The sequence below is a fragment of the Salinicola peritrichatus genome, from assembly GCF_003206715.1.
GTDB lineage: Bacteria > Pseudomonadota > Gammaproteobacteria > Pseudomonadales > Halomonadaceae > Salinicola > Salinicola peritrichatus.
The window spans coordinates 204213-228770 of record NZ_PZJU01000008.1 but is presented as its reverse complement, the minus strand read 5'-3'; the positions used below and the strand labels follow the sequence as shown (position 1 = coordinate 228770).

The window sequence follows — 24558 nt, the reverse complement described above, 5'->3', positions numbered from 1 at the left end:
CTAGATGGCGCGCCCGGGAGGATTCGAACCTCCGACCACCTGATTCGTAGTCAGGTACTCTATCCAGCTGAGCTACGGGCGCTGATAATCTGTGCAAATGCTGGAACACGAACCTCGACAGCCGGAGGTGTGGCGCGCCCGGGAGGATTCGAACCTCCGACCACCTGATTCGTAGTCAGGTACTCTATCCAGCTGAGCTACGGGCGCTTTTCACAACATGCTACCAGTGTCGATCGCTGTACCGGCGCTACCGGCAATGGCGGAGAGGGAGGGATTCGAACCCTCGATGAGGCTATAAACCCCATACTCCCTTAGCAGGGGAGCGCCTTCAGCCACTCGGCCACCTCTCCCCGATCAACACGGCGCGTAGGTTACCGACTCCGCTGGGCTTTGTCCAGCAGAAAACCCAAACTTTTTATGCGAAAAACCTCAAAGGAAGAAGAAGTTACCGAAGACGGGAACTGCGGGATCGAGACGATGAGAGGAGGTTCGTGAGACAGGCCCGAGCCGATAAGGGGGACGACTTCACCAGCCCAGGCGGTTCCAGAGATACGCGTAGCGCACTTCTTATTTATACGCCGGGACCGCCGTCTTCGTCTTCGGATTTCTCGCGCTGGATGCGCTGATAGATCTCTTCGCGGTGGACGGCCACATCCTTGGGCGCATTCACGCCGATGCGCACCTGATTCCCTTTCACTCCCAGAACCGTGACGGTAATGTCGTCGCCGATCATGAGAGTCTCTCCCACTCGACGGGTCAGGATGAGCATTATCTGATCTCCTTCTCAGGGCCTTCTTCCATTCTCGAGTCACGCTCACACGGACCGCCAGCAAAGATGGCCTGCCGCCCGCAGAGCGATTATGCGCCATACAGGCCATCAGGCCAATGACACCGTTCCGTGACAACCCGGTTGCATTGAAAAAGCGCTGGATTCCTTTCACTTTGTTTCAACCATCCTAAGCGTAGAACGCCTGAGACATTCTTGAAGGTGTTATTCGATTATTCGCTTTGAATGCTGTCTTTATCGAGACCGAAGGCAGTGTGCAGTGCGCGCACCGCGAGCTCCATGGCCTTTTCGTCGATCACTACCGAAATCTTGATCTCCGAAGTCGAGACCATACGAATGTTGATGTTCTCCTCGGCCAGCACGCGGAACATCTTGGAGGCGACCCCTGCGTGGGAACGCATACCCACGCCGACCAGCGATACCTTGGCGATGTTGTCGTCGCCGCGCAGCTCTCCGCCGCCAAGCGCGGGGATGACGTCGTTCTGCAGGATACGCGTGGTCTGCTTGTAGTCGCTCTTGGCCACGGTGAAGGTAAAGTCGGTGTAGTCGCCGGCCGGTGCCACGTTCTGGACGATCATGTCGACTTCGATGTTGGCGTCGGCGATCGGCCCCAGGATGCGCGAGGCAACGCCGGGCACGTCGGGCGTGTTAAGCAGCGTCAGCTTGGCTTCGTTGGCGGTGAAGGCAATACCGGAGATCAGCGGTTCTTCCATCGATTCGATTTCCTCGTCTGCAACGATCAGCGTGCCGGGCCCATCCTCGAAGCTCGACAACACCCGTAGCGGTACATTGTATTTGCCGGCGAACTCCACCGAGCGAATCTGCAATACCTTGGAGCCGAGGCTGGCCAGTTCGATCATCTCCTCGACGGTGATTCTCTCCAAGCGCTGGGCCTTGGAACAGACCCTCGGGTCGGTGGTATAGACGCCATCGACGTCAGTGTAGATCTGGCACTCGTCTGCGCCCAACGCCGCCGCCAGCGCCACGCCAGTGGTGTCCGAGCCGCCGCGGCCGAGGGTGGTGATGTTGCCCTCCTCGTCGACGCCCTGGAAACCCGCCACGACGACCACCTGGCCTTCCGCCAGGTCTTCCTTGAGCTCATCGGTTTCGATCCGCTGGATGCGCGCCTTGGTGTGGGCACTATCGGTACGGATGCCAACCTGGGCACCGGTGTAGGAGGTTGCCGGCACGCCCAGCTTGTGCAGGGCCATGGCCAGCAACGAGATGGTCACCTGCTCGCCGGTGGAAACGAGCATATCCATCTCGCGCGGCGTCGGATCGTCGTTGATCTGGCTGGCAAGATCGATCAGCCGATTGGTTTCGCCGCTCATTGCCGAGACCACCACAACCACTTGATGGCCTTCGTCGCGAAAGCGTTTGACCTTTTCGGCCACGGCCTTGATGCGCTCGACCGAACCGACGGAGGTCCCACCGAACTTCTGTACGTATAGCGCCATGAGTCTGTTTGTCGCTCCCTAGCGTTGTCGGCCGCCGCCGGTGCAGCGGCCGGAATGCATTTAGCCGAGCCGTTCGGCGACCCAGGCCGGCACGCTGGCCAGCGCCGCCGGCAATTGACTCGGATCACTGCCGCCCGCCTGCGCCATGTCCGGGCGTCCGCCGCCCTTGCCACCGACTTGCGCGGCAACGTGGTTGACCAGCTCGCCGGCCTTGATGCGGGCGGTCAGATCGTCGGTGACCCCGGCGATCAGGCTGACCTTGCCATCCCGGGCGGCGGCCAGGACCAGCGCACCGGAGCCCAGTTTCTGCTTGAGCTGGTCGTGCAGGTTGCGCAGATCCTTGCCACCGACGCCCTCGATCTGGGTCGCCAGCACGCGCACGCCGGCCACTTCCTGCGCCTGATCCAGTAGCTCGTTGCCGGCAGCGCTGGCCAGCTTGGCCTTGAGCCGTTCGAGCTCCTTTTCCAGCGTGCGCTGGCGCTCGAGCACCACATCCAGGCGTTCGACGATCTGTTCCGGCTTGACCTTGAGCCGTTCGCCGACGGCGTTCAGTTCACGCTCCTGGGTCGCGAACCACGCCAGCGCCCCTTCGCCGGTGACCGCCTCGATACGTCGCACGCCCGCCGCCGTGCCGGACTCCGCGACGATGTGGAAAGGACCGATGTCACCGGTGCGCGCCACGTGAGTGCCGCCGCACAACTCGATCGAAAAATCGTCGCTGCCGATCGTCAACACGCGCACATTATCGGCGTACTTGGCCTCGAACAGGGCTCGCGCGCCCTTGGCCTTGGCCTCGTCCAGCGTCATCTGCTCGACCCGAGTCGGCGCGTTGGCCAGAATCTGAGCGTTGACGATCCGCTCGATCCGGGTCAGTTGCTCGGCCGTGACCGGCTCGAAATGACTGAAGTCGAAGCGCAGGCGTTCGGCGCTGACCAGCGAGCCCTTCTGCTGAACGTGGTCGCCGAGCGTGCGGCGCAGCGCCTCGTGCAGCAGATGGGTCGCCGAGTGGTTGCGCATGGTCGCTTGGCGCAACGAAGCGTCGACCTGCGGCTTGATGCCTTCGCCAACTTGCAGGCTGCCGCTGACCATGACGCCTTCGTGCAGATGATGGCCTGCCTGCTTGCGGGTATCGGTAACCTGGAAACGCCCGCCGTCGGCAATCAGATAGCCGGTGTCGCCGACCTGCCCGCCGGACTCGCCATAGAACGGCGTACGGTCTAGCACGACGACGCCTTTCTGTCCCTCTTCCAGCGATTCGAGCGCATTGCCCTGGCCATCGACGATGGCGGTCACGGTCGCACTGTCCTCGAGGCGGTCGTAGCCGGTGAACTCGGTCGATCCTTCCAGCTCCAGGGCCGCAGCGTAATCGCCGCCGAACTGGCTGGCGGCCCGGGCGCGCTGACGCTGGGCTTCAAGTTCGCGCTCGAAGCCGGCCTCGTCCAGCGTCACGCCGCGTTCGCGGCAGACATCGGCAGTCAGATCGTACGGAAAGCCATAGGTATCGTAGAGCTTGAACACCGTCTCGCCCGGCAGCACGTCACCCTCGAGAGACGCCAGCGCCTCTTCGAGCAGCCCCATGCCGTGATCCAGCGTGCGCGCGAACTGCTGTTCTTCCTTCAACAGCACCCGCTCGATCTGCGCGCGCGCCTGGTGCAGTTCGGGATAGGCCTCGCCCATCTCGGCGTCCAGCGCCGCCACCAGTTTGTGGAAGAACGGTTCGCTGGCGCCGAGCTTGTGACCGTGGCGAATGGCGCGACGGATGATGCGGCGCAGTACGTAGCCGCGACCTTCGTTGGACGGCAATACGCCGTCGACGATCAAAAAGGCGCAGGAACGGATATGGTCGGCGATCACCCGCAGCGACGGTGTTTCCGTGTCACTGTGCCCCGTAACCTCGGCGGCGGCGGCCAGCAGATTCTGGAACAGGTCGATCTCGTAGTTGGAGTGAACGCCCTGCATCACCGCGGCCATGCGCTCCAGCCCCATGCCGGTATCGATCGACGGCTTGGGCAGTGGCGTCAGCTTGCCCGTGGCGTCGCGGTCGAATTGCATGAAGACCAGGTTCCACACCTCGATGTAGCGGTCGCCGTCCTCTTCCGGGCTACCGGGAGGTCCACCCCAGACCTCGGGTCCGTGGTCATAGAAGATTTCCGAACACGGGCCGCAGGGACCGGTGTCGCCCATCTGCCAGAAGTTGTCCTCGTCCAGGCGCGACATGCGCGCCGGGTCGACGCCGATGTCGTCGGTCCAGATCCTGGCCGCTTCGTCATCGCTGACGTGAACCGTGACCCAGAGGCGTTCCTTGGGCAGCTTCAGCACCTCGGTGATGAAGTTCCAGGCGAAGCGAATGGCGTCAGCCTTGAAATAGTCGCCGAAGCTGAAGTTGCCCATCATCTCGAAGAAGGTGTGATGACGGGCCGTGTAGCCGACGTTGTCGAGGTCGTTGTGCTTGCCGCCGGCACGCACGCAGCGCTGGGCCGAGGTGGCACGCACATAGGGACGCGGATCGCGCCCCAGGAAGACGTCCTTGAACGGCACCATGCCGGCATTGGTAAAGAGAAGCGTCGGGTCGTTTTCCGGTACCAGAGAGGCGGAAGGCACGATGGTGTGTCCGCGCTCCTCGAAGTAGCTCAGGAAGGCCTGTCTGATATCTGCACTTTTCATGGAAACATCCGTGGCGATAGGCGTGCCCACGGCGGCGAACGGACCACGTGGCGACGCAAAAACGGGCTGCGAAACGGCCAGATGCTACCGCTTCGGGCCATCGCAAAGCGCGTTAGTATAACGTGGTCGACAGTCAGTCTGTCGAGTGCGACACCCATGTCGTCATTATTTGTCGCTTCCAGGCAGTATAAGCAAGGCGTGTCGAAAGGCAGGCTAAATTGCCGAAGCTCCATGAGAACCAGGCATGAGGAGAGTGCGGGAAAGAATGGGGGGTTTCGAAAAGCTATTCGTCGTCACCGCCCCAGGCATGGTTCATGGCATAACGGACCTGGTCGAACTCGAAACCGCGCCCGGCGAGAAAGCGCTCCCGCTTGGCGCGTTCGCGCGGCGTGGCACCGGGACCATCGAAACGCTTGGCGAGAGCCAGGCAAGCCAGCTTCCGCCAATCGGGCGCCTCGGCTTCGAAGGCGGGCGTCATCAGGGAATCAGCGATACCCCGCTGGCCCAATTCGACGCGAATTTTGAGCGGGCCGTGGCCGAGGGCGATGCGCGAACGCACGAAGACTTCGGCGAAACGCGCATCCGACTGCAGGCCTTCTTCGGCAAGCGCCTTCAGCGTCGCGTCGATCGCCGCGGGCTCGACGCCCTTGGCGCCGAGTCGCTGGATCAGTTCGGCCCGGGAATATTCACGCCGGGCCAGCAATTGAATCGCCAGATCACGCGGAGACAAATCGACGGCGCCAGCCATTCACGCTCTCCGTTGCCGATACGGAACCTGGCTTACAGCAGGGAGTCGCCAGGGTCGTTGCCATCGGCGACCGCCGCCTCGGACTCCTTCTCCTTGGGCGCCGGCACGGCGAGCAACTGCGCGCGAATCTGCTCCTCGATCTCCGCCATGATGGCCGGATTCTCTTCCAGATACTGCGATGCGTTCGCCTTGCCCTGACCGATCTTGTTGCCCTGATAGCTGTACCAGGCGCCGGCCTTGTCGACCAGATTGCACTGCACGCCAAGATCGATCACCTCGCCGGCGTGATAGATGCCCTTGCCGTAGAGAATCTGGAACTCGGCCTGACGGAACGGCGGTGCCACCTTGTTCTTGACCACCTTGACCCGGGTCTCGTTGCCGGTGACCTCGTCGCCCTGCTTGACCGAGCCGATACGCCGGATGTCGAGACGCACGCTGGAATAGAACTTGAGCGCGTTACCGCCGGTCGTGGTTTCGGGGCTGCCGAACATCACACCGATCTTCATGCGGATCTGGTTGATGAACACCACCATGCAGTTGGCGTTCTTGATGTTTCCGGTGACCTTGCGCAGCGCCTGGGACATCAGACGCGCCTGCAGACCGACGTGGGAGTCACCCATTTCGCCCTCGATTTCGGCCCGCGGCGTGAGCGCCGCCACCGAGTCGATGATGATCACGTCGACGCCACCGGAGCGAACCAGCATGTCGCAGATTTCCAGCGCCTGCTCGCCGGTATCCGGCTGGGATACCAGCAGTTCGTCGAGATCGACACCCAGCTTTTCCGCATAGCTCGGATCGAGCGCGTGTTCGGCATCGATGAAGGCGCAGGTCTTGCCCTGCTTCTGGGCCTGCGCGATCACCGACAGCGTCAGCGTGGTCTTGCCCGAGGATTCCGGACCGAATATCTCGACCACGCGGCCATAGGGCAGGCCGCCGACGCCGAGCGCGATGTCCAGCCCCAGAGACCCCGTAGACACCACCGGCACCGCCGTACGTGGCGAGTCGCCCAGGCGCATCACGGTGCCTTTGCCGAATTGGCGATCGATCTGTGACAAAGCCGCATTGAGTGCCTTGCTGCGGTTTTCGTCTTGTGCCATGGAAGTCTCCTATGAATGCACGAGGTGAGACGAGGCATGCCGGCAACGGCACCAGACTCACATACTGTATGGCTAGCCAGTAGTATGGCGAAAAAATCCTCCCGCGCCTATCCCCTAGCAGCGTTTTTTCATCGCTGCAAGTGGCGATGAGTAGCACCGCGGGCGCCCGCCTGATCCATTAGCCATTCGATCAGGCCCGCCAGGGCGATGGATACCGAGCGCTCACGGACCTGGGCCCGGTCGCCCGGGATCTGGAAGTGGCTCACGCGCTGCCTGCGTTCGTCGCCCCAGGCGAACCAGACGGTACCGACCGGCTTTTCCGCGCTACCGCCGTCGGGGCCGGCTATTCCGCTGACGGCGACACCGAGCGTCGCACCGCTGTCGCGACAGGCACCGGCAACCATCTCTCGCACGGTTTCAGCACTGACCGCCCCATAGGTGGAGAGAGTGGCTTCCGCGACCCCCAGCAGACGTTGCTTGGCCTGGTTCGAATAGGTCACGTAACCGGTCTCGAAATAGGCCGAACTACCGGCCACGGCGGTAATGGCACAGGCAACGCCGCCACCGGTACACGATTCCGCCGTGGTCACATGGGCCTGGTGCGCCAGACAGACCTCCCCCAGACGCCGCGCCAATGGCTCCGCATCCTTGTCGGCATCGGCCGGCATGTCGAAGTCTGACGCCGCTGACATAGGCAGTTCTCCTTCTTCCGGTCACGGGCGGGCTGAACGTCGACGTTCCGCGCCTTGCCTGAACGCATTTGGCCCGGCAACGCGGCTCGCGACGCATGGTATTTACAGGCCCAGCTAGTATTAATAGACCTAGTATGCGGAGATTCCGGCACTGCGCAACAGGGCGGGTATCCGCCATCGATAGGACCCGCTCGCCTTCACTTGGGGTCTCGAGGGCGAGGGGATGCCGCTGGCTGCGCGGACGGTCCGGCGGCCAGGTCGGCAACGGCTAGCTCCAATAGAATGACGGCAAGTTCGCTGACATTGACGTTGCGCTTGTTGGCTTCGACAGCAAGTTGCCGGTAAGTCGAATCACTGAGGTGGTTGAGCACCAGCCGGGCCATATGTGGGTCCTCGGATGCCGGTTTCACACACTGTAACGGCTTCGTAGCGGAGACCCAGGTTGAAATCCCTAGACCTCGGCGCATGAACCGAGCTAGCGCTGACTATCGACCGCGGCGCATGTCGACGCCCGACGCTGCGTGATAACCTTGCTCAGCAATGCGTCGGCGAACGACGAGTCGATGCTCCCCTTGCCCTAGAATCGTTGCCCCAGAATCGACGGAGTTTAGCGAAACACCATGCAGGACGCGGCCTCCAGCAAGACGACCCAGCATACGCCGATGATGGCGCAATACCTGAAGATCAAGCGCGAGCATCCCGATGTGCTGCTCTTCTACCGCATGGGTGATTTTTACGAGCTGTTCTATGACGACGCCAAACGCGCCTCGCAGCTACTCGATATCACGCTGACCGCCCGCGGCCAATCCGCCGGCAACCCGATTCCCATGGCCGGCGTGCCCTACCACAGCGTTGAGTCGTATCTCGCACGGCTGGTCAGATCCGGCGAGTCGGTGGCGATCTGCGAACAGATCGGCGACCCCAACGCCGCCAAGGGGCCGGTCGAGCGCAAGGTAGTACGGATCGTCACCCCCGGTACGCTGCATGACGAAGCGCTGCTGGACGCCAACCGCGACAACCTGCTGGTCGCTGTGCATCGAACGGGCGACTGCTGGGGCATCGCCTGGCTGGAACTCTCCAGCGGTCGCTTCAACGTGCTCGAAGTCGAGGGCGAGGCCGACATGCTGGCCGAGATTCATCGCCTCCAGCCAGCCGAACTGCTGGCCGCCGAGAGTCTCGAGCTACCGCCATCGCTGGCCGAACGGACCGGGCTACGGCGCCAGAACGACTGGCACTTCGATGGGGAAACGGCCAACCGGCTGCTGTGCGACCAGTTCAACGTCGCCGACCTGCGCGGCTTCGGCTGCACCCATTTGAAAACGGCGCTGATCGCCGCCGGCGTGCTGGTCGACTATGCCCGCGACACCCAGCGCTCGCGCCTGCCCCACGTCACCGCGCTGGGCGTAGAGAGTCGCGACGAAGCGGTGGTGATCGATGCCGCCAGCCGGCGCAACCTGGAGATCGACATAAACCTCGGCGGCAGCGGCGACAATACACTCGCCAGCGTGCTCGACACCACCGTCACACCGATGGGCTCGCGGCTGCTCAAGCGCTGGCTCAACCGGCCGCTGCGCGACCGGATTCAGATCGGTGCCCGCCAGGCGGCGGTGCAGTTGCTGCTCGACAACGATGAACATGTGGTGATTCGCGACTCTCTCAACGCGGTCGGCGATGTCGAGCGCATTCTCGCCCGCGTCGCGCTGCGTAGCGCCCGGCCGCGGGACCTCGCGCGCCTGCGCGACGCGCTCAACGTGCTGCCGACGCTACAGGGCGACCTCGAGCGCATCGAAGGCGAAAGTGCGCTCGACGACCTAGCGCGCCATATCCGCCCCTATCCGGCGCTTGCCGAGACCCTGAGCCAAGCACTGATCGACAACCCGCCGGTGGTGATCCGTGATGGCGGCGTGATTCGCGAGGGCTTCGATGCCGAACTCGACGAGTATCGCGGCCTGGCCGAGCACGCCGGCGACTACCTGGTACAGCTGGAAATACGCGAGCGCGAACGCACCGGACTGGCCGGGCTCAAGGTCGGCTACAACCGCGTTCACGGCTACTACATCGAGATTCCCCGCGCCCAGGCGCGCGAGGTGCCGGCGGACTACATCCGCCGCCAGACGCTGAAGAACGCCGAGCGCTTCATCATCCCCGAGCTCAAGGAGTTCGAGGACAAGGCGCTATCGGCCAAGTCCCGCGCGCTGGCGCGCGAAAAGCTGCTCTACGAGAGCCTGATCGACACGCTCAATGCCGATCTCGACGCGCTGCAGGCCACCGGCCATTCGCTGTCGGCGCTGGACGTACTGTGCGCCTTTGCCGAACGCGCCCAGAGTCTCGACTTCGTGCGCCCGCGCCTGACGGAAACGCCGGGATTCAACATCCTCGGCGGCCGCCATCCGGTGGTCGAGCAGGTCAGCCAGCATCCCTTCGTGCCCAATGATCTGGTGCTCGACGACAATCGCCGCATGCTGGTGATCACCGGCCCCAACATGGGCGGTAAATCGACCTACATGCGTCAGGCGGCACTGATCGCGCTGCTCGCCCACACTGGCTGTTTCGTTCCCGCCGACCGCGCCGAAATCGGCCCGCTGGACCGTATCTTCACCCGCATCGGCTCCAGCGACGACCTGGCCGGCGGTCGCTCCACCTTCATGGTGGAGATGACCGAAACCGCCAGCATCCTGCACAACGCCACCGCCGAAAGCCTGGTGCTGATGGACGAGATCGGCCGTGGCACCAGTACCTTCGATGGCCTGTCGCTGGCCTGGGCCAGCGCCGAGCATCTCGCGGCACAGCGCGCCTTCACACTGTTCGCCACCCACTATTTCGAGATGACCGCGCTGGCCGAGCAGCAGGAGACGGTGGCCAACGTTCACCTCACCGCCGCCGAGCACAAGGACGGCATCGTCTTCATGCACCGGGTCGAAGAGGGGCCGGCGAGTCAAAGCTACGGCCTACAGGTCGCCCAGCTCGCCGGCGTCCCCCAGAGCGTCATCGCCCGCGCCCGCGACAAGCTGGCGAGCCTGGAACAGCCACCGGCCACGCCCGTCGCGTCAACCTCCTCGACGCCGACGGCGCAACCGCAGCAGGCGGACCTGTTCGCCGCCACGCCGCACCCGGTGCTGGAAGCGCTGGAGTCGCTGGATGTCGACTCGCTGACGCCGCGTGCGGCGCTGGAACTGCTCTACCAATGGCGCGAGCAGTACTGAAACCCGCCATACACAGGCCATGACAACAACCGGTGAGCTATAACACCATTCCCAGACATTCCCAGCCCCCGCTTGCCGGGGCCAACGCCACCCGCCTAGAATATGGCGCCATTCAGATATCCTCGGGCGGCGCCGTGAAAGCGGTGATTTCAAAAAGTCATCATATCCCGCCGAGACCGTGACCAAGGGGCCAGCGACCGGGCCGTCAACCAGGAGAGATCACCCATGACGTTCGTCGTCACCGAGAACTGCATCAAGTGCAAATACACCGACTGCGTCGAAGTCTGCCCGGTGGACTGCTTCTACGAGGGGCCCAACTTTCTCGTCATTCACCCGGACGAGTGTATCGACTGCGCGTTGTGCGAGCCGGAGTGCCCTGCCGAGGCGATCTTCTCGGAAGACGAATTGCCCGACGGTCAACAGCAGTTCATCGAGCTCAACGCCGAACTCGCCGAGGTCTGGCCCAACATCACCGAGCAGAAAGACCCGCCGGAAGACGCCAAGGAGTGGGACGGCAAGCCTAACAAGATCGAGCTGCTGGAACGCTGATCCCGGCACGGTCGGACGCGAGAACCAAACGAAGAAGGCCGNNCGGCCTTCTTCGTTTCATCAATTAGTCAATCAAGCAGGAATTACTGTCCTTTAATCGCTTTCAGCCCCGGGTAGGCGGCCTTGCCACCCAACTCCTGCTCGATCACCAGCAGGCGGTTGTACTTGGCCACGCGATCGGAGCGGCACAAGGAACCGGTCTTGATCTGGCCGGCGGCGGTACCCACGGCCAGATCGGCGATGGTGGTGTCCTCGGTCTCGCCGCTGCGATGGGAGATCACGGCGGTGAAGCCGGCGTCCTGGGCCATCTTGATCGCATCCAGCGTCTCCGAGAGCGAGCCGATCTGGTTGAACTTGATCAGGATCGAGTTGCCGATGCCCTCGTCGATGCCGCGCTTCAGGATCTTGGTGTTGGTGACGAACAGGTCATCGCCCACAAGCTGGATCTTGTCGCCCAGCTTCTCGGTCAGCGCCTTCCAGCCATCCCAGTCGGACTCGTCCATGCCATCTTCGATGGAGACGATCGGATACTGGTCGCACAGTTCGGCGAGATAGTCGGCGAAACCGGCGGCATCGTACTGCTTGCCCTCGCCTGCGAGGTCATAGGTGCCGTCGGAGTAGAACTCGCTGGAGGCACAGTCGAGCGCCAGCGTCACGTCCTTGCCAAGGGTGTAGCCGGCATCGCTGACCGCCTGCTTGATCACCGCCAGCGCCTCGGCGTTGGAAGATAGATTGGGCGCGAAACCGCCCTCGTCGCCGACCGAGGTGGAAAGCCCCTTGCCGGTCAATACCTTCTTCAATGCGTGGAAGACCTCGGCGCCCATGCGCAGCGCCTCGCGGAAGTTCGGCGCGCCCACCGGCTGAATCATGAACTCCTGGATGTCGACGTTATTGTCGGCGTGCTCGCCACCGTTGAGGATGTTCATCATCGGCACCGGCATCAGGTACTTGTCCGGCTGGCCGTAGAGTTCGGCGATATGCGCGTAGAGCGGCACGCTCTTCTCGGCTGCGGCGGCCTTGGCCGCGGCCAGCGACACCGCGAGAATGGCATTGGCCCCGAGGTTGGCCTTGTTGTCGCTGCCGTCCAGCGCCAGCATGGCTTCGTCGAGTGCGCGCTGATCGCTGGCATCCATGCCCAGCAGGCGTTCGCGGATCTTGCCGTTGACGGCTTCGACCGCCTTCAGCACGCCCTTGCCCAGATAACGGGACTTGTCGCCGTCGCGAAGTTCCAGCGCTTCGCGCGAGCCGGTGGAGGCACCGCTGGGAGCGCAGGCACTGCCGACGGTGCCGCCGCTCAGCGTCACCTGCGCCTGAACGGTCGGATTGCCGCGGGAATCGAGCACTTCGAGGGCGCGAATATCAACGATCTCAGCCATGTTACGTCGTCCTGTCGGTTGAACTTTCAACGAGTTGAACGTGAAACGCCCGGTACGTGGCGTGCTGGTGCCGGGCGCGGGAATTCTGGTAACCACTTCCGAGCTTAATCAATCGCGGTCGCCCGGGTCCACTGCCCCAACGCAAGCGGGGGATGAATCGCTTCATCCCCCGCTGCTGATCACTCCTGGTGCGCCATGCCCTGCTGGCGCTGGCGTTGCGCCTTGTGTTCCAGCGCGGCGTTGACGAAGCCGGTGAACAGCGGGTGCCCGTCGCGGGGCGTCGAGGTGAACTCGGGATGGAACTGACAGGCCAGGAACCACGGATGGTCGGGCAGTTCGATCATCTCGACCAGCGATTGATCGCCGCTCTTGCCGGAAACGATCAGCCCTGCCGCTTCCAACTGCTCGACGAACTGGTCGTTGACCTCGAAGCGGTGGCGGTGACGCTCGGTGATCGTCTCCAGGCCATAGACCTGGTGCGCCTTGGAACCCGGCTTGAGCAGACACTCCTGGCCGCCGAGACGCATCGTGCCGCCGAGGTCGGAAGCTTCGTCGCGCAGTTCGATCTGGCCTTCGGCGTTGATCCATTCGGTGATCAGGCCGACGACCGGATGCTGGGTATCGCGGGTGAACTCGGTCGAGTTAGCGTCTTCCCAGCCGGCCACGTGGCGCGCGAATTCGATCACCGCCACCTGCATGCCGAGGCAGATGCCGAGATAGGGGATCGCGTTCTCGCGGGCGAATCTGGCCGTCTGGATCTTGCCCTCGACGCCACGCTCGCCGAAACCGCCCGGCACCAGGATCGCGTCCTTACCGGCGAGACGGTCGGTGCCGTGGCGCTCGATCAATTCGGAATCGATGTACTCGACATTGACCTTGACCCGGGTCTGGATGCCGGCATGGATCAACGCTTCATTGAGCGACTTGTAGGCATCGAGCAGCTCCATGTACTTGCCGACCATGGCGATATTGATCGTCTTGAGCGGGTTGAGCTTGGCGTCGAGCACATGGACCCACTCGCCCAGATCGGCCGGCTGGGCGTCGAGTCGCAGCTTGTCGCAGACGATGTCGTCGAGCCCGTGCTCGTGCAGCATCAGCGGGATGCGGTAGATGGTGTCGGCATCCTGCAGCGGGATGACGGCGCGCTCCTCGACGTTGGTGAACAGCGCGATCTTGCGCCGTTCGCTCTCTTCGAGCTCGACTTCGCTGCGGCAGATCAGGATGTCCGGCTGGATACCGATCGAGCGCAGCTCCTTGACGCTGTGCTGGGTCGGCTTGGTCTTGGTCTCGCCGGCGGTCTTGATGTAGGGCACCAGCGTCAGGTGCATGAACAGTGCCCGGCTGGCGCCGACTTCGCTGCGCAACTGGCGGATCGATTCCAGAAACGGCAGCGACTCGATGTCGCCGACGGTGCCGCCGATCTCCACCAGCGCCACGTCGTAACCCTCTCCCCCCTTGATCACGCGATGCTTGATCTCGTCGGTGATATGCGGGATCACCTGCACGGTGCCGCCGAGATAGTCGCCACGACGCTCCTTGCGCAGCACATGCTCGTAGACCCGTCCGGTGGTGAAGTTGTTGGCCTGGGTCATCTTGGTGCGAATGAAGCGCTCGTAGTGCCCCAGGTCGAGATCGGTCTCCGCGCCATCCTCGGTGACGAACACCTCGCCATGCTGGAACGGACTCATGGTCCCCGGATCGACGTTGATGTACGGATCCAGCTTGAGAATGGTCACCTTGAGGCCGCGAGCCTCGAGAATGGCCGCCAGCGAGGCCGACGCGATGCCCTTGCCCAGTGAGGACACAACGCCGCCGGTCACGAAGATATATCGTGTCATGGAAAACCTGTCGAATCGTGGTCGTAAAGCTCGTGAGAAAAAGACCCGGGGGAGAAAGTCAGGCCAGGATGGGGCGCCAGATTAGCAGATTCGACCGGCCGGCTCAATTTGCATTGCCGGTGAGGTGGCCACCGGCGTGATCAGTTGTGGACCGCGCGCTGCAGTGCCTCCAGCCGGCGGTCGCGGATTCCCAACATATGCAGGTCGTTGACGGTGTTGTCGAGATACTCCCGACACGAGCCGAGTACGCCTCGCCCGGTACGCAGCAGCTGAATGACGGTCTCGTCCGACTGGCGCCCGATGTAACGATCGTGCTGCGGGTTGATGACGAAGGCGATACTCCAGAGCGGGCCGATGTCGCTTTGCAGCTTCACCCAGCGCGGGCGGTAGGCGCCGGTAAGCATTTCCCGTCGCCAGACCAGGGTCAACTCGCGTTCCAGGTGCCGGGCCGGCACGCGCAGCGCCACGCCGTGACAGGAGCCGCCGGGCGCCAGCGCCAGCATCAGGCCCGGTGTCTGCGGCGTACCGCGCCCGTGCTCGAGCTTGAGACAGAAGTCGCGATGATAGCCGTAGAGTCGGCAGGTGTGGCGCTCGGCTACCTCGACGCAGGGGTTCCAGATCAGCGAGCCGTAGGCGAACAGATAGACACCGTCGACATGCCGCGCCCCGGGCGGCGCCGAGGCCAGCATCTGCCGGATGGAGTGGCGCAGCTCCTGATGGCTCTTCAGCGCGACATCGGGATAGGTGACTTCGAAGTGGCGTCGCAGCAGGTCCTGCTCCAGCACTTCCCGCGTCATGGCTATCGACTGTTCACCTGGTTGTAGATCGCAGCTCTGCGAGTCACTCATTTGGGCTCTCTGGGGAATGGTCCATGGATACGCTCGGAACAGCCTAACGCGCTGCCCGGGCAAAGCGAAGTCTTGTCCGGCTCGGCGATCCGAGGCGCCGAGACGGACCGCGTCCGCGCTCGCGAAAACGGCCGGCCCTGGACTACGCTGACATCAGGGCCTGTTAACGCTATTCACGCAACCGCAACGGAGCCGGTTTTTTCGTGAGGTCAGGCGAGAGCCACGGATGTTTGGCGGCTCCAAGCGCTTGGCGCGGAACATGACGCTTATCGCACAACAAGGAGTGGTTATGCAGCGCTACGACTATCTGATCGTCGGCGGCGGCATGGTCGCCGCCAATGCCGTGCAAGGCATTCGGGAAAAGGACAGCGAGGGCACCATCGGCATTCTGGGCGCCGAACCCAACGGGCCGGTGACCCGCCCGGCGCTGACGAAAAAACTCTGGACCGATCCCGAATTCAGCTATGACAAGATCTGGATGCAACCGGAACAGGACGACGGCACCACCCTGCATACCGATACACGGGTCACTGCCATCGATCGCGTACGGAAAACGGTCACCACCGAAAGTGGCGAGCCGTTCGGCTACGGCCGGTTGCTGCTCGCCACCGGCGGCGAACCGACGAGACTGGACCTGCCCGCGAGCGAACGCGTGCTCTATTACCGCACCGTCATGGATTACGACCGCCTGCGCGAACTCTCGGGCCGCGGCCTGCATATCGCCGTGGTCGGCGGCAGTTACATCGGCACCGAGTTGGCCGCCGCGCTGATCCAGAACGGCTGCCGGGTGACGCTGATCCATCCGGGGGAAGTGCTGGCTGGCAAGATGTTCCCGCCGGCGTTCGCCAGCCGTTTTCAGCAGGCTTACATCGACCATGGCGTCAAGCTGCTGAGTGGACGCAAGGTGACCGGAGGCCACGAAGAAAACGGCAGGGTCCGACTCGAACTCGATGACGGCGACAGCCTGGAAGCCGATGCCGTGGTGTTCGGACTAGGAGTCAAACCCCGTGTCGAACTGACCGAGCAGGCTGGATTGAAGGTCGAGGATGGCATGGTGGTGGTCGATGAACACCTCCAGACCTCCGACGACGCCATCTTCGCCGCCGGCGACATCGTCAGCTATCCCGACCACATTCTCGGCCGCTGGCACGCCGAGCACGTCGACAACGCCACCCAGATGGGAACCACTGTCGGTCGTATCATGGCCGGCAGCCGGGAGACCTACGACCATACGCCGTACTTCTATTCCAACGTCTTCGATATCGCCTGGAAGGCCGTCGGCAAGCTCGATAGCTCGCTCGAGATGGTCGAGGACGTGGATCCGGAGCAGGGCAAAGGCGTCTACTACTATCTGCAAGACCAACGGGTTAAGGGCGTACTGCTGCTGAATCTCGATCCCGACAGACTGGACGACGCCCGCGCCGTCCTGGCCGATACGTCGCCTCAAGGCCCCGGCACGCTGATCGGGCGGATCGCGAAGGCGTGACCGCGAAAAGCGCCAGCGTTGCCGTTGGCGCCTTCCACCGGTCGAGACGAAGAGAGTCTTAGACTGCCAGATAATCCAGAATGCCCTCCGCCGCCTGGCGCCCTTCGTAGACCGCGGTGACGACCAGGTCGGAGCCGCGCACCATGTCGCCGCCGGCGAACACCTTCTCGTTGCTGGTCTGGTAGGCGAAACGCTCCATCTGCGCCGGGATTTCCGGTGCCAGCACGCGGCCGCGCTCGTCGACCTCGATCTGGTGAGTGTCGAACCACTCGATCTCGCTGGGCTGGAAGCCGAAGGCGATGACCACCGCGTCGCAGGCCAGGATCTCTTCGGAGCCCGGTACCACCTCGGCGCTGCGCCGGCCCTTCTCGTCCGGTTCGCCCATGCGCGTGCGCACCAGCTTGACGCCCTCGACCTTGCCCTCGCCGACGATCGCCACCGGCTGGCGGTTGAACAGGAACTCGACGCCCTCCTCGCGGGCGTTGGCGACTTCGCGCTTGGAGCCGGGCATGTTCTCCTCGTCGCGGCGGTAGGCGCAGGTCACGCTGGCCGCGCCCTGACGGATCGAAGTGCGGTTGCAGTCCATGGCGGTATCGCCGCCACCCAGCACCACCACGCGCTTGCCGGCCATCGACACGTAATCGGCGGGATCCTTCTCGAAGCCGAGATGATGGTTGGCATTGGCGATCAGGAAGTCGAGAGCCTTGTAGACCCCGTCCATCTCCTCGCCGGGGAAGCCGCCGACCATGTACTTGTAGGTGCCCATGCCGAGGAACACCGCATCGTACTCGTCATGCAGCTGCTGGAAAGTGATATCGCGGCCGATCTCGGTATTGAGACGGAACTCGACGCCCATCTCCTCGAAAACCGCGCGCCGGCGCTCCATCACGTGCTTCTCGAGCTTGAACTCGGGAATGCCGAAGGTCAGCAGGCCGCCGATTTCCGGATAGCGGTCGAACACCACCGGCTTGACCCCGTTGCGAATCAGAATGTCGGCGCAGCCGAGTCCGGCCGGTCCGGCGCCGACGATGGCGACGCGCTTGTCGGTCATGGTCACCTTGGACATGTCCGGACGCCAGCCCATGGCAAAGGCGGTGTCGGTGATGTATTTCTCCACCGAGCCGATGGTCACCGCACCGAAGCCGTCGTTCAGGGTGCAATCGCCCTCGCACAGACGGTCCTGCGGGCACACGCGCCCGCACACTTCCGGCAGTGAATTGGTGCGATGCGACATCTCCGCCGCTTCGAGGATGTTGCCCTCGCTGACCAGTTTCAGCCAGTTGGGGATGTAGTTGTGAACCGGACACTTCCACTCGCAGTACGGATTGCCGCAGTGCAGGCAGCGATGCGCCTGGCTGGCCGCCTCGGCGGGCTTGAACGGTTCGTAGATCTCGGCGAATTCCTTCGCGCGGCTGCGCGCGTCCTTCTTCCGAGGATCGCGGCGGCCGACGTCGATGAACTGGAAATCGTTGCTCAAACGGTTTGCCATGAATTGTCTCCTCACTCGGGCTGGCGCGTGGACTGGGCCAGCAAACCGTTGAGGCTTGCCGCCTTGGGCTTCACCAGCCAGAAATGGCGAATGAAGTCGGAGAAGTCCTCGAGAATCGCCCGACCACGCGGCGAGTCCGTCTCTTCCACGTATTCGGTGATGACCTCGCGCAGGTGACGCCGATAAGCTTCCATCGACTCGGTGTTGATGCGATGAATCTCCACCAACTCGTGGTTGTAGCGATCGACGAAGCCGCGATCCTCGTCGAGTACATAGGCGAAACCACCGGTCATGCCCGCGCCGAAGTTGATCCCGGTCTTGCCCAGCACGCACACCAGGCCGCCGGTCATGTACTCGCAGCAGTGGTCGCCGGCGCCTTCGATCACCGCATGGGTACCGGAATTGCGCACGCCGAAGCGTTCGCCCGCCATGCCCGCGGCGAACAGCTTGCCGCCGGTGGCGCCGTAGAGGCAGGTGTTGCCGATGATCGCCGTCTCGTGGCTCTTGAAACGGCTGGTCCTGGGCGGCGTGATCACCACCTTGCCGCCGTTCATGCCCTTGCCGACGTAGTCGTTGGCATCGCCTTCCAGATAGAGGTTGAGCCCACGCGCGTTCCACACGCCGAAGCTCTGCCCGGCCACGCCGGTGAAACGCACGGTGATCGGCGCCTCTTCGAGCCCCGCCTCGCCGTAGCGCTTGGCGATCTCGCCGGAGACCCGCGCCGCCACCGAACGGTCGCAGTTGGTGATCTTGAACGAGAACTCGCCGCCGGACCTGGCCTCGATCGCCGGCAACAAGGCCTCGAACACCTCCTGGTTCTTGGCGCCTGGGTCATGCGGCACGTTGCGGCTGACCTGGCAGAACTGCGGCGCGTCCGCGGGCACGAAATCATTGGCCAGCAGCGGGGTCAGGTCGAGCTTGCGTTGTGCCGCCGTCTCGCCCTCGAGCAACTCGAGCAGATCGGTGCGCCCGATCAGCTCGGTCAGCTTGCGCACGCCGAGCAGCGCCATCAGCTCGCGCACTTCCTCGGCGATGAAGCGGAAGTAGTGCTTGACCATGTCGACCGTGCCGCGGAAATGCTCGTCGCGCAGCTCCTGGTGCTGGGTGGCGACACCGGTGGCGCAGTTGTTGAGGTGGCAGATCTTGAGATACTTGCAGCCCAGCGCGACCATCGGCGCGGTGCCGAAACCGAAACTCTCGGCACCGAGGATCGCCGCCTTGACCACGTCGAGCCCGGTCTTCAGGCCGCCGTCGGTCTGTAGCCGGATCTTGTCGCGCAGGCCGTTGATGCGCAGCGCCTGATGCACCTCGGGCAGCCCCAGTTCCCATGGGCTGCCGGCATGGCGGATCGAGGTGATCGGGCTCGCCGCGGTGCCGCCGTCGTAGCCGGAGACGGTGATCAGATCGGCATAGGCCTTGGCCACGCCGGTGGCGATGGTACCGATGCCCGGCTCCGAGACCAGCTTGACCGAGACCTGGGCGGTCGGATTGACCTGCTTGAGATCGAAGATCAGCTGCGCCAGATCCTCGATCGAATAGATGTCGTGGTGCGGCGGCGGCGAGATCAGCGTCACGCCCGGCACCGCGTAGCGCAGCCGCGCGATCGTCTCGTTGACCTTACCACCCGGCAACTGGCCGCCCTCGCCGGGCTTGGCGCCCTGGGCGACCTTGATCTGCAGCACTTCGGCATTGACCAGATAGGCCGGGGTGACACCGAAGCGCCCGGAGGCGATCTGCTTGATCTTGGAGGAGCGGATGGTGCCGTAGCGCGCCGGATCCTCGCCGCCCTCGCCGGAGTTGGAGCGACCGCCGGTTTCGTTCATCGCCTGCGCCAGGGCTTCATGGGCTTCCGGCGACAGCGCCCCCAGCGACATGCCGGCACTGTCGAAGCGAGGCAGCAGGTTTTCGACCGGCTCGACCTCGTCCAGCGGCAGCGGCTCGGGCGCCGGCTTCAACTCGAGCAGGTCGCGAATGGTCGCCACCGGGCGCTCGTTGACCAACCTCGCGAACGCCTTCCACTTGCCGTAGTCGCCCTGCTGCACCGCCTGCTGCAGTTTCATCACCACGTCCGGGTTGTAGGCGTGGTATTCGTGACCGTAAACGAACTTGACCAGGCCGCCCTGGCGAATGCCCTTGCGCGGAATCCAGGCATCGCGGGCCGCCAACTCCTGCTGCATCTGCAGCTCGCTGAAGCCGGTGCCCTCGATGCGCGACATCATGCCCTCGAAGCACATCTGCATGACCTCGGAACCCAACCCGACCGCTTCGAACAGCTGCGAGCCGCGATAGGAGGAAATCTGCGAGATCCCCATCTTCGAGAGAATCTTGTACAGCCCTTTCTGCATGCCCTTGCGGTAGTTTTCGCGGGCGTCCGCCGGATTGCCGATCAACTCGCCGGTACGATGCATGTCGGCCATCACCTGGTAGGCCAGGTACGGGTAGATCGCGGTAGCCCCGACGCCGAAGAACACCGCCATCTGATGCGCGTCACGGGCGTAGCCGGTCTCGACCACCAGGTTGACCCGCGGGCGCAGCGCAAGCCTGGCCAGGTGGTGATGTACCGCGCCCGTGGCGAGCAGCGCCTGGATCGGCAGCTTGTCCCGGGCCAGATCGGCATCCGACAGCACCAGAATCACCTTGCCGTCACGCGCCGCCTGCTCGGCCCGTTGGCATAGCTCGAGCAACGCCTGACGCAACGAGGTGGTCTGCGGGTCGTATTGCAGCGGCAGTCTGACCGAGGCAAACGCCGGATCGTCCTGGGTAATCAGCGCGGTGAACTTGCGCGGCGACAGGATCGGCGTGGTCAGGATCAAGCGATGGGCATGTTCGGGGGTCGCCTCGAAGACGTTCAGCTCCGCCCCGCAACAGGTCTCCAGCGACATCACGATCGACTCGCGCAGCGGATCGATCGGCGGATTGGTGACCTGGGCGAATTTCTGGCGGAAGAAATCGGTGAGCAGACGATTCTGCCGCGACAGCACCGCCATCGGCGTATCGTCGCCCATCGAGCCAACCGCTTCCTGGCCGCTCTCGGCCAGCGGCCGCAGCAACTGGTCGCGCTCCTCGACGGTGACCGAGAACATCTTCTGGTAGACGTTGAGTTCTTCGGTTTCCATCGGCTGGAAGCGCGCCAGCTCGGTCAGCGCGGACTCGAGATAGTGGGCGTGCTCCTTGAGCCAGCGACGATACGGATAGGCCGACTTGAGGCGCTGGTCGATATCGTCGGTATGCAGCACCTCGCCGGTCTCGGTATCCACGGCGAGAATCTGCCCCGGACCGACACGCCCCTTGGCGACCACGGACTCGGGCTGGTAATTCCACACCCCGATTTCCGAGGAGAGCGTGATGTAGCCGTTGTCGGTGATCACCCAGCGCGCCGGGCGCAGGCCGTTGCGGTCGAGCATGCACACGGCGTGACGGCCGTCGGTCATGACGATGCCAGCGGGGCCGTCCCAGGCTTCCATGTGCATGGAGTTGTATTCATAGAAGGCGCGCAGATCGCCATCCATGGTTTCGACGTTCTGCCACGCCGGCGGCACCATCATGCGCACCGCGTTAAAGAGATCCATGCCGCCGGTCAGCAGCACCTCGAGCATGTTGTCCATGCTCGACGAGTCGGACCCGGTGGTATTGACGATCTCGTCGAGGCCTTCGATATCCGGCAGCAGCTCGTTGACGAAGTTGGCCTTGCGCGCATTGGCCCAGCTGCGGTTGGCCTCGATGGTGTTGATTTCGCCGTTGTGGGCCATGAAGCGGAACGGCTGCGCCAGCGGCCAGCGCGGCGCGGTATTGGTCGAGAAGCGCTGGTGGAAAACGCAGATCGAGGTTTCGAGACGCTCGTCACCCAGATCCTTGTAGAAGGTGGGCAAATCCACGGGCATCATCAGCCCCTTGTAGGAGACCACCTTGGACGACAGCGAACAGACATAGAAGTCTTCTTCGCCGCGCAGCTTCTGCTCGGCCAGACGACGCGCCATGAACAGCTCGACGTTGAAGCTGGCATCGGACTGTGCCGCGTCGCCCTCGACGAAGACCTGACGGATTCGCGGCAGGCATTCGAGCGCCATAGGCCCACAGACGCTGGGATCGGTGGGCACGTCGCGCCAGCCCTTGACGCTCAGGCCACGTTCGGCGAGCTCGCCCTCGAGGATCTCCCGGGCCTGGTTCTCCCGGGCATCGTCGTCGGGAAAGAACACCACCCCGACGGCAAAGCGCTCGCCCAGGTCGACATCCAGCGATGTGCGGGCAATGTCGCGCATGAAGCCGGTCGGCATCTTCAGCAGCAGGCCGCAGCCATCGCCGGTCTTGCCGTCGGCCGCGATCCCGCCGCGGTGCGTCATGCACGTCAGCGATTCGATCGCCGTCTTGAGCAGATCGTGACTGGCCTGCCCCTCCATATGCGCAATCAGGCCGAAACCGCAGTTGTCGCGGAATTCGCCGGGCTGGTGAAGACCTCTCATCATGGGCGTGCCTCACAAAGCTGTATCAAAAACCAGGTAACTTGATTTCGGTCAGATGCCAAGAGATAATGGAGGGTTTCTTATTCTTATAACCAAGAGTTACTGGCGCATTTTTGCGTCTCTCGACGCCGACATTTCTGTCGCGATCGACCGCCAAAAGGCCGGACAGAATAGCCACTCTACCGCCCCAGCGCAATCTCGACGTCCGCCTTCGGCGCACAATCCCATTGAAAAACGCGCACTTAGCGCCAAATAATTCAAAATAGGCAGCGATCTCAATGATTTAGCGAGATGCATTAGACAAAAGTCTAATTCAGTGCGTCACGTGTGGCTCATTGGCGGCCTAAGTGGCTCAACCCCATACCGATCGAGCATGGAACATGCCGATTATATCGCTGATGGCGTCGCAGCGGCACTGCCTTTTAGGCTGGCATCAGCGCATCGGGCACTGAACGAGCACAGCGTCACCGCCCGCACCGCTATGGCGCAGGCAACAGCGAATTCATCTCGAGAGAACATGGTGCCGTAGCCGCCGAGGGCGACGGCAGTGTGACGACAGAGAGGAAAATACTGAATAAATCATCGAGCAGGATGAAGTGGGCGGCACTCCGTCGCAAGGCGCACGGANNGCACCGCGCACAAATTCGCCGGGAGCGAATTTGAACGGCCGCAGGCCGGCCTCCGGTGACCGCCAGGGATGGCGGTCATAGCGAAGCGATTCGCCTGCGCAGACATTTATGCAGTGTTTCCCTAGCGTCGCGGGAAGGACTCGATCAACCATTCGAGCTGGCTGGGATCGGTATCGTCGCGAATGCAGGCCCGGCCCAGCGATTCGAGCAGGATCAGCCGCAGGCGACTGTCGTGGTTCTTCTTGTCGAGACGCATGCGCTCGAGGAAATCGGCTACCGACATGTTGGCCGGCGCCGCAACCGGCAGCGCCGCCGCTTCCAGGATTCGCTCGACCCGCTCGACCTCGGCTTCCGTCAGCCAGCCACGCTCGGCGGATAGCCGGGTCGCCATCATCATGCCCGCCGCCACCGCTTCGCCGTGGAGCCAGTTGCCATACCCCTGATGCGCTTCGATGGCGTGACCGAAGGTATGCCCCAGGTTGAGCAACGCCCTGACGCCCTGCTCGGTCTCGTCCTCGGCTACCACTTCCGCCTTGATCTCGCAGCTACGGCGGATCGCATGCGCGATGGCATCGCCATCCAGAGCGCGCAGCGCCGACATCTCGCGTTCCAGCCAGGCGAGGAAATCGGCATCCCAGATCAGGCCGTACTTGATCACCTCGGCCAGACCGGCGGACAGCTCCCGCGCCGGTAGCGTAGCCAGCGTGTCGGTGTCGACGATCACTGCCCTGGGCTGCCAGAAGGCGCCGATCATGTTCTTGCCGCGCGGATGATTGACCCCGGTCTTGCCGCCGACCGAGGAATCGACCTGCGCCAGCAACGTGGTGGGAATCTGGATGAAAGCGACACCGCGCTGATAGCTGGCGGCGGCGTAACCGGTCATGTCGCCGATCACGCCGCCACCGAGGGCAATCAGCGTACAGCGGCGGTTGAACCCAGCCGCCAGCAAGGCATCCCAGATGCGTTCGACCGAGGCCAGCGTCTTGGTTGCCTCGCCATCCGGCAGAATCAGCTCGCGCACATCGAGATCGCCACCGGCTAGCGTCTGCTTGAGTACCGATAGATAGTGCGGTGCGATCGTCTCGTTGGTCACGATCATCACTTGCCGTCCCGCCAGGTAGGACAACAGATGGTCGCGGCTTTCCAGCATGCCGGGCCCGACATGGATCGGATAGCTGCGCTCGCCGAGCGAGACATTCAATATATCCACGGAGCACGACGAGACTTGCGACATG

Annotated in this window: 16 protein-coding genes and 3 tRNA genes; 3 read left to right on the top strand and 16 right to left on the bottom strand. The window is 63.4% G+C overall.

The window, feature by feature from the left end; translation table 11 throughout:
• Window positions 1–5 precede the first annotated feature (5 nt).
• The 10 genes from DOM57_RS04740 to DOM57_RS04695 form a co-directional block, all read right to left on the bottom strand.
• Window positions 6–82, bottom strand: a tRNA-Arg gene (locus tag DOM57_RS04740).
• Window positions 83–130: 48 nt separating this feature from the next.
• Window positions 131–207 (bottom strand) — tRNA-Arg (locus DOM57_RS04735).
• Between the two features lie 50 nt (window positions 208–257).
• Window positions 258–350: transfer RNA gene (locus tag DOM57_RS04730), tRNA-Ser, on the bottom strand.
• A 221-nt stretch (window positions 351–571) separates the two neighbouring features.
• A complete protein-coding gene (csrA, locus tag DOM57_RS04725; RefSeq protein ID WP_035475538.1) occupies window positions 572–769 on the bottom strand; it encodes a carbon storage regulator CsrA in 198 nt (65 codons plus the stop codon).
• 230 nt (window positions 770–999) lie between these two features.
• Window positions 1000–2244: an aspartate kinase gene (locus tag DOM57_RS04720; protein ID WP_110648070.1), complete on the bottom strand. Its 1245-nt coding sequence runs from the start codon at window positions 2242–2244 to the stop codon at window positions 1000–1002.
• A gap of 60 nt (window positions 2245–2304) precedes the next feature.
• Window positions 2305–4908, bottom strand: a complete 2604-nt coding sequence (gene alaS, locus DOM57_RS04715; protein ID WP_110648069.1) for an alanine--tRNA ligase — start codon at window positions 4906–4908, stop codon at window positions 2305–2307.
• A gap of 283 nt (window positions 4909–5191) precedes the next feature.
• Window positions 5192–5656 (bottom strand): regulatory protein RecX, encoded by a 465-nt coding sequence (locus tag DOM57_RS04710; protein WP_110648068.1) that lies wholly within the window; start codon window positions 5654–5656, stop codon window positions 5192–5194.
• Between the two features lie 32 nt (window positions 5657–5688).
• The gene (gene recA, locus DOM57_RS04705; protein WP_110648067.1) at window positions 5689–6753 is read right to left on the bottom strand and encodes a recombinase RecA; all 1065 of its coding nucleotides are present in this window, start codon (window positions 6751–6753) and stop codon (window positions 5689–5691) included.
• A gap of 128 nt (window positions 6754–6881) precedes the next feature.
• Window positions 6882–7445 carry a CinA family protein gene (locus DOM57_RS04700; RefSeq protein ID WP_239496115.1) on the bottom strand — a complete coding sequence of 188 codons (564 nt, stop codon included), beginning with the start codon at window positions 7443–7445 and terminating at the stop codon, window positions 6882–6884.
• 197 nt (window positions 7446–7642) lie between these two features.
• The gene (locus tag DOM57_RS04695) at window positions 7643–7828 is read right to left on the bottom strand and encodes a hypothetical protein (protein ID WP_110648066.1); all 186 of its coding nucleotides are present in this window, start codon (window positions 7826–7828) and stop codon (window positions 7643–7645) included.
• A 237-nt stretch (window positions 7829–8065) separates the two neighbouring features.
• Here DOM57_RS04695 and mutS point away from each other — a divergent pair, with 237 nt between their 5' ends.
• Window positions 8066–10648: a DNA mismatch repair protein MutS gene (gene mutS, locus DOM57_RS04690; RefSeq protein ID WP_110648065.1), complete on the top strand. Its 2583-nt coding sequence runs from the start codon at window positions 8066–8068 to the stop codon at window positions 10646–10648.
• Between the two features lie 225 nt (window positions 10649–10873).
• The gene (gene fdxA / locus DOM57_RS04685) at window positions 10874–11197 is read left to right on the top strand and encodes a ferredoxin FdxA (protein ID WP_110648064.1); all 324 of its coding nucleotides are present in this window, start codon (window positions 10874–10876) and stop codon (window positions 11195–11197) included.
• 83 nt (window positions 11198–11280) lie between these two features.
• Here fdxA and eno read toward each other — a convergent pair whose 3' ends face one another.
• The 3 genes from eno to DOM57_RS04670 form a co-directional block, all read right to left on the bottom strand.
• Window positions 11281–12573, bottom strand: a complete 1293-nt coding sequence (eno, locus tag DOM57_RS04680; RefSeq protein WP_110648063.1) for a phosphopyruvate hydratase — start codon at window positions 12571–12573, stop codon at window positions 11281–11283.
• A gap of 179 nt (window positions 12574–12752) precedes the next feature.
• Window positions 12753–14411: a CTP synthase gene (locus DOM57_RS04675; RefSeq protein ID WP_110648062.1), complete on the bottom strand. Its 1659-nt coding sequence runs from the start codon at window positions 14409–14411 to the stop codon at window positions 12753–12755.
• Between the two features lie 140 nt (window positions 14412–14551).
• A complete protein-coding gene (locus tag DOM57_RS04670; protein ID WP_110648061.1) occupies window positions 14552–15259 on the bottom strand; it encodes a gamma-glutamylcyclotransferase in 708 nt (235 codons plus the stop codon).
• 289 nt (window positions 15260–15548) lie between these two features.
• Between DOM57_RS04670 and DOM57_RS04665 the strand changes: the two genes are divergently transcribed.
• Window positions 15549–16745, top strand: coding sequence for an NAD(P)/FAD-dependent oxidoreductase (locus DOM57_RS04665; protein WP_110648060.1), 1197 nt, complete (start codon window positions 15549–15551; stop codon window positions 16743–16745).
• A gap of 58 nt (window positions 16746–16803) precedes the next feature.
• On the opposite strand, the gene DOM57_RS04660 is transcribed toward DOM57_RS04665, so the two are convergent.
• The 3 genes from DOM57_RS04660 to aroB all read right to left on the bottom strand — a co-directional run bounded on the left by DOM57_RS04660 (window position 16804) and on the right by aroB (window position 24557).
• Window positions 16804–18234 (bottom strand): FAD-dependent oxidoreductase, encoded by a 1431-nt coding sequence (locus DOM57_RS04660; RefSeq protein ID WP_110648059.1) that lies wholly within the window; start codon window positions 18232–18234, stop codon window positions 16804–16806.
• 11 nt (window positions 18235–18245) lie between these two features.
• Window positions 18246–22697 (bottom strand): glutamate synthase large subunit, encoded by a 4452-nt coding sequence (gene gltB / locus DOM57_RS04655; RefSeq protein WP_110648058.1) that lies wholly within the window; start codon window positions 22695–22697, stop codon window positions 18246–18248.
• 747 nt (window positions 22698–23444) lie between these two features.
• Window positions 23445–24557 (bottom strand): 3-dehydroquinate synthase, encoded by a 1113-nt coding sequence (gene aroB, locus DOM57_RS04650; protein WP_110648057.1) that lies wholly within the window; start codon window positions 24555–24557, stop codon window positions 23445–23447.
• Window position 24558 lies beyond the last annotated feature (1 nt).

Bases quoted from the DNA above. Each gene is read 5' to 3' on its own strand.
- recA (WP_110648067.1), bottom strand. From the start codon at position 6,753: ATGGCACAAGACGAAAACCGCAGCAAGGCACTCAATGCGGCTTTGTCA.
- DOM57_RS04675 (WP_110648062.1), bottom strand. From the start codon at position 14,411: ATGACACGATATATCTTCGTGACCGGCGGCGTTGTGTCCTCACTGGGC.
- DOM57_RS04710 (WP_110648068.1), bottom strand. From the start codon at position 5,656: ATGGCTGGCGCCGTCGATTTGTCTCCGCGTGATCTGGCGATTCAATTG.
- DOM57_RS04700 (WP_239496115.1), bottom strand. From the start codon at position 7,445: ATGTCAGCGGCGTCAGACTTCGACATGCCGGCCGATGCCGACAAGGAT.
- DOM57_RS04660 (WP_110648059.1), bottom strand. From the start codon at position 18,234: ATGGCAAACCGTTTGAGCAACGATTTCCAGTTCATCGACGTCGGCCGC.
- mutS (WP_110648065.1), top strand. From the start codon at position 8,066: ATGCAGGACGCGGCCTCCAGCAAGACGACCCAGCATACGCCGATGATG.
- DOM57_RS04720 (WP_110648070.1), bottom strand. From the start codon at position 2,244: ATGGCGCTATACGTACAGAAGTTCGGTGGGACCTCCGTCGGTTCGGTC.
- csrA (WP_035475538.1), bottom strand. From the start codon at position 769: ATGCTCATCCTGACCCGTCGAGTGGGAGAGACTCTCATGATCGGCGAC.
- gltB (WP_110648058.1), bottom strand. From the start codon at position 22,697: ATGATGAGAGGTCTTCACCAGCCCGGCGAATTCCGCGACAACTGCGGT.
- aroB (WP_110648057.1), bottom strand. From the start codon at position 24,557: ATGTCGCAAGTCTCGTCGTGCTCCGTGGATATATTGAATGTCTCGCTC.
- alaS (WP_110648069.1), bottom strand. From the start codon at position 4,908: ATGAAAAGTGCAGATATCAGACAGGCCTTCCTGAGCTACTTCGAGGAG.
- eno (WP_110648063.1), bottom strand. From the start codon at position 12,573: ATGGCTGAGATCGTTGATATTCGCGCCCTCGAAGTGCTCGATTCCCGC.
- DOM57_RS04670 (WP_110648061.1), bottom strand. From the start codon at position 15,259: ATGAGTGACTCGCAGAGCTGCGATCTACAACCAGGTGAACAGTCGATA.
- DOM57_RS04695 (WP_110648066.1), bottom strand. From the start codon at position 7,828: ATGGCCCGGCTGGTGCTCAACCACCTCAGTGATTCGACTTACCGGCAA.
- DOM57_RS04665 (WP_110648060.1), top strand. From the start codon at position 15,549: ATGCAGCGCTACGACTATCTGATCGTCGGCGGCGGCATGGTCGCCGCC.
- fdxA (WP_110648064.1), top strand. From the start codon at position 10,874: ATGACGTTCGTCGTCACCGAGAACTGCATCAAGTGCAAATACACCGAC.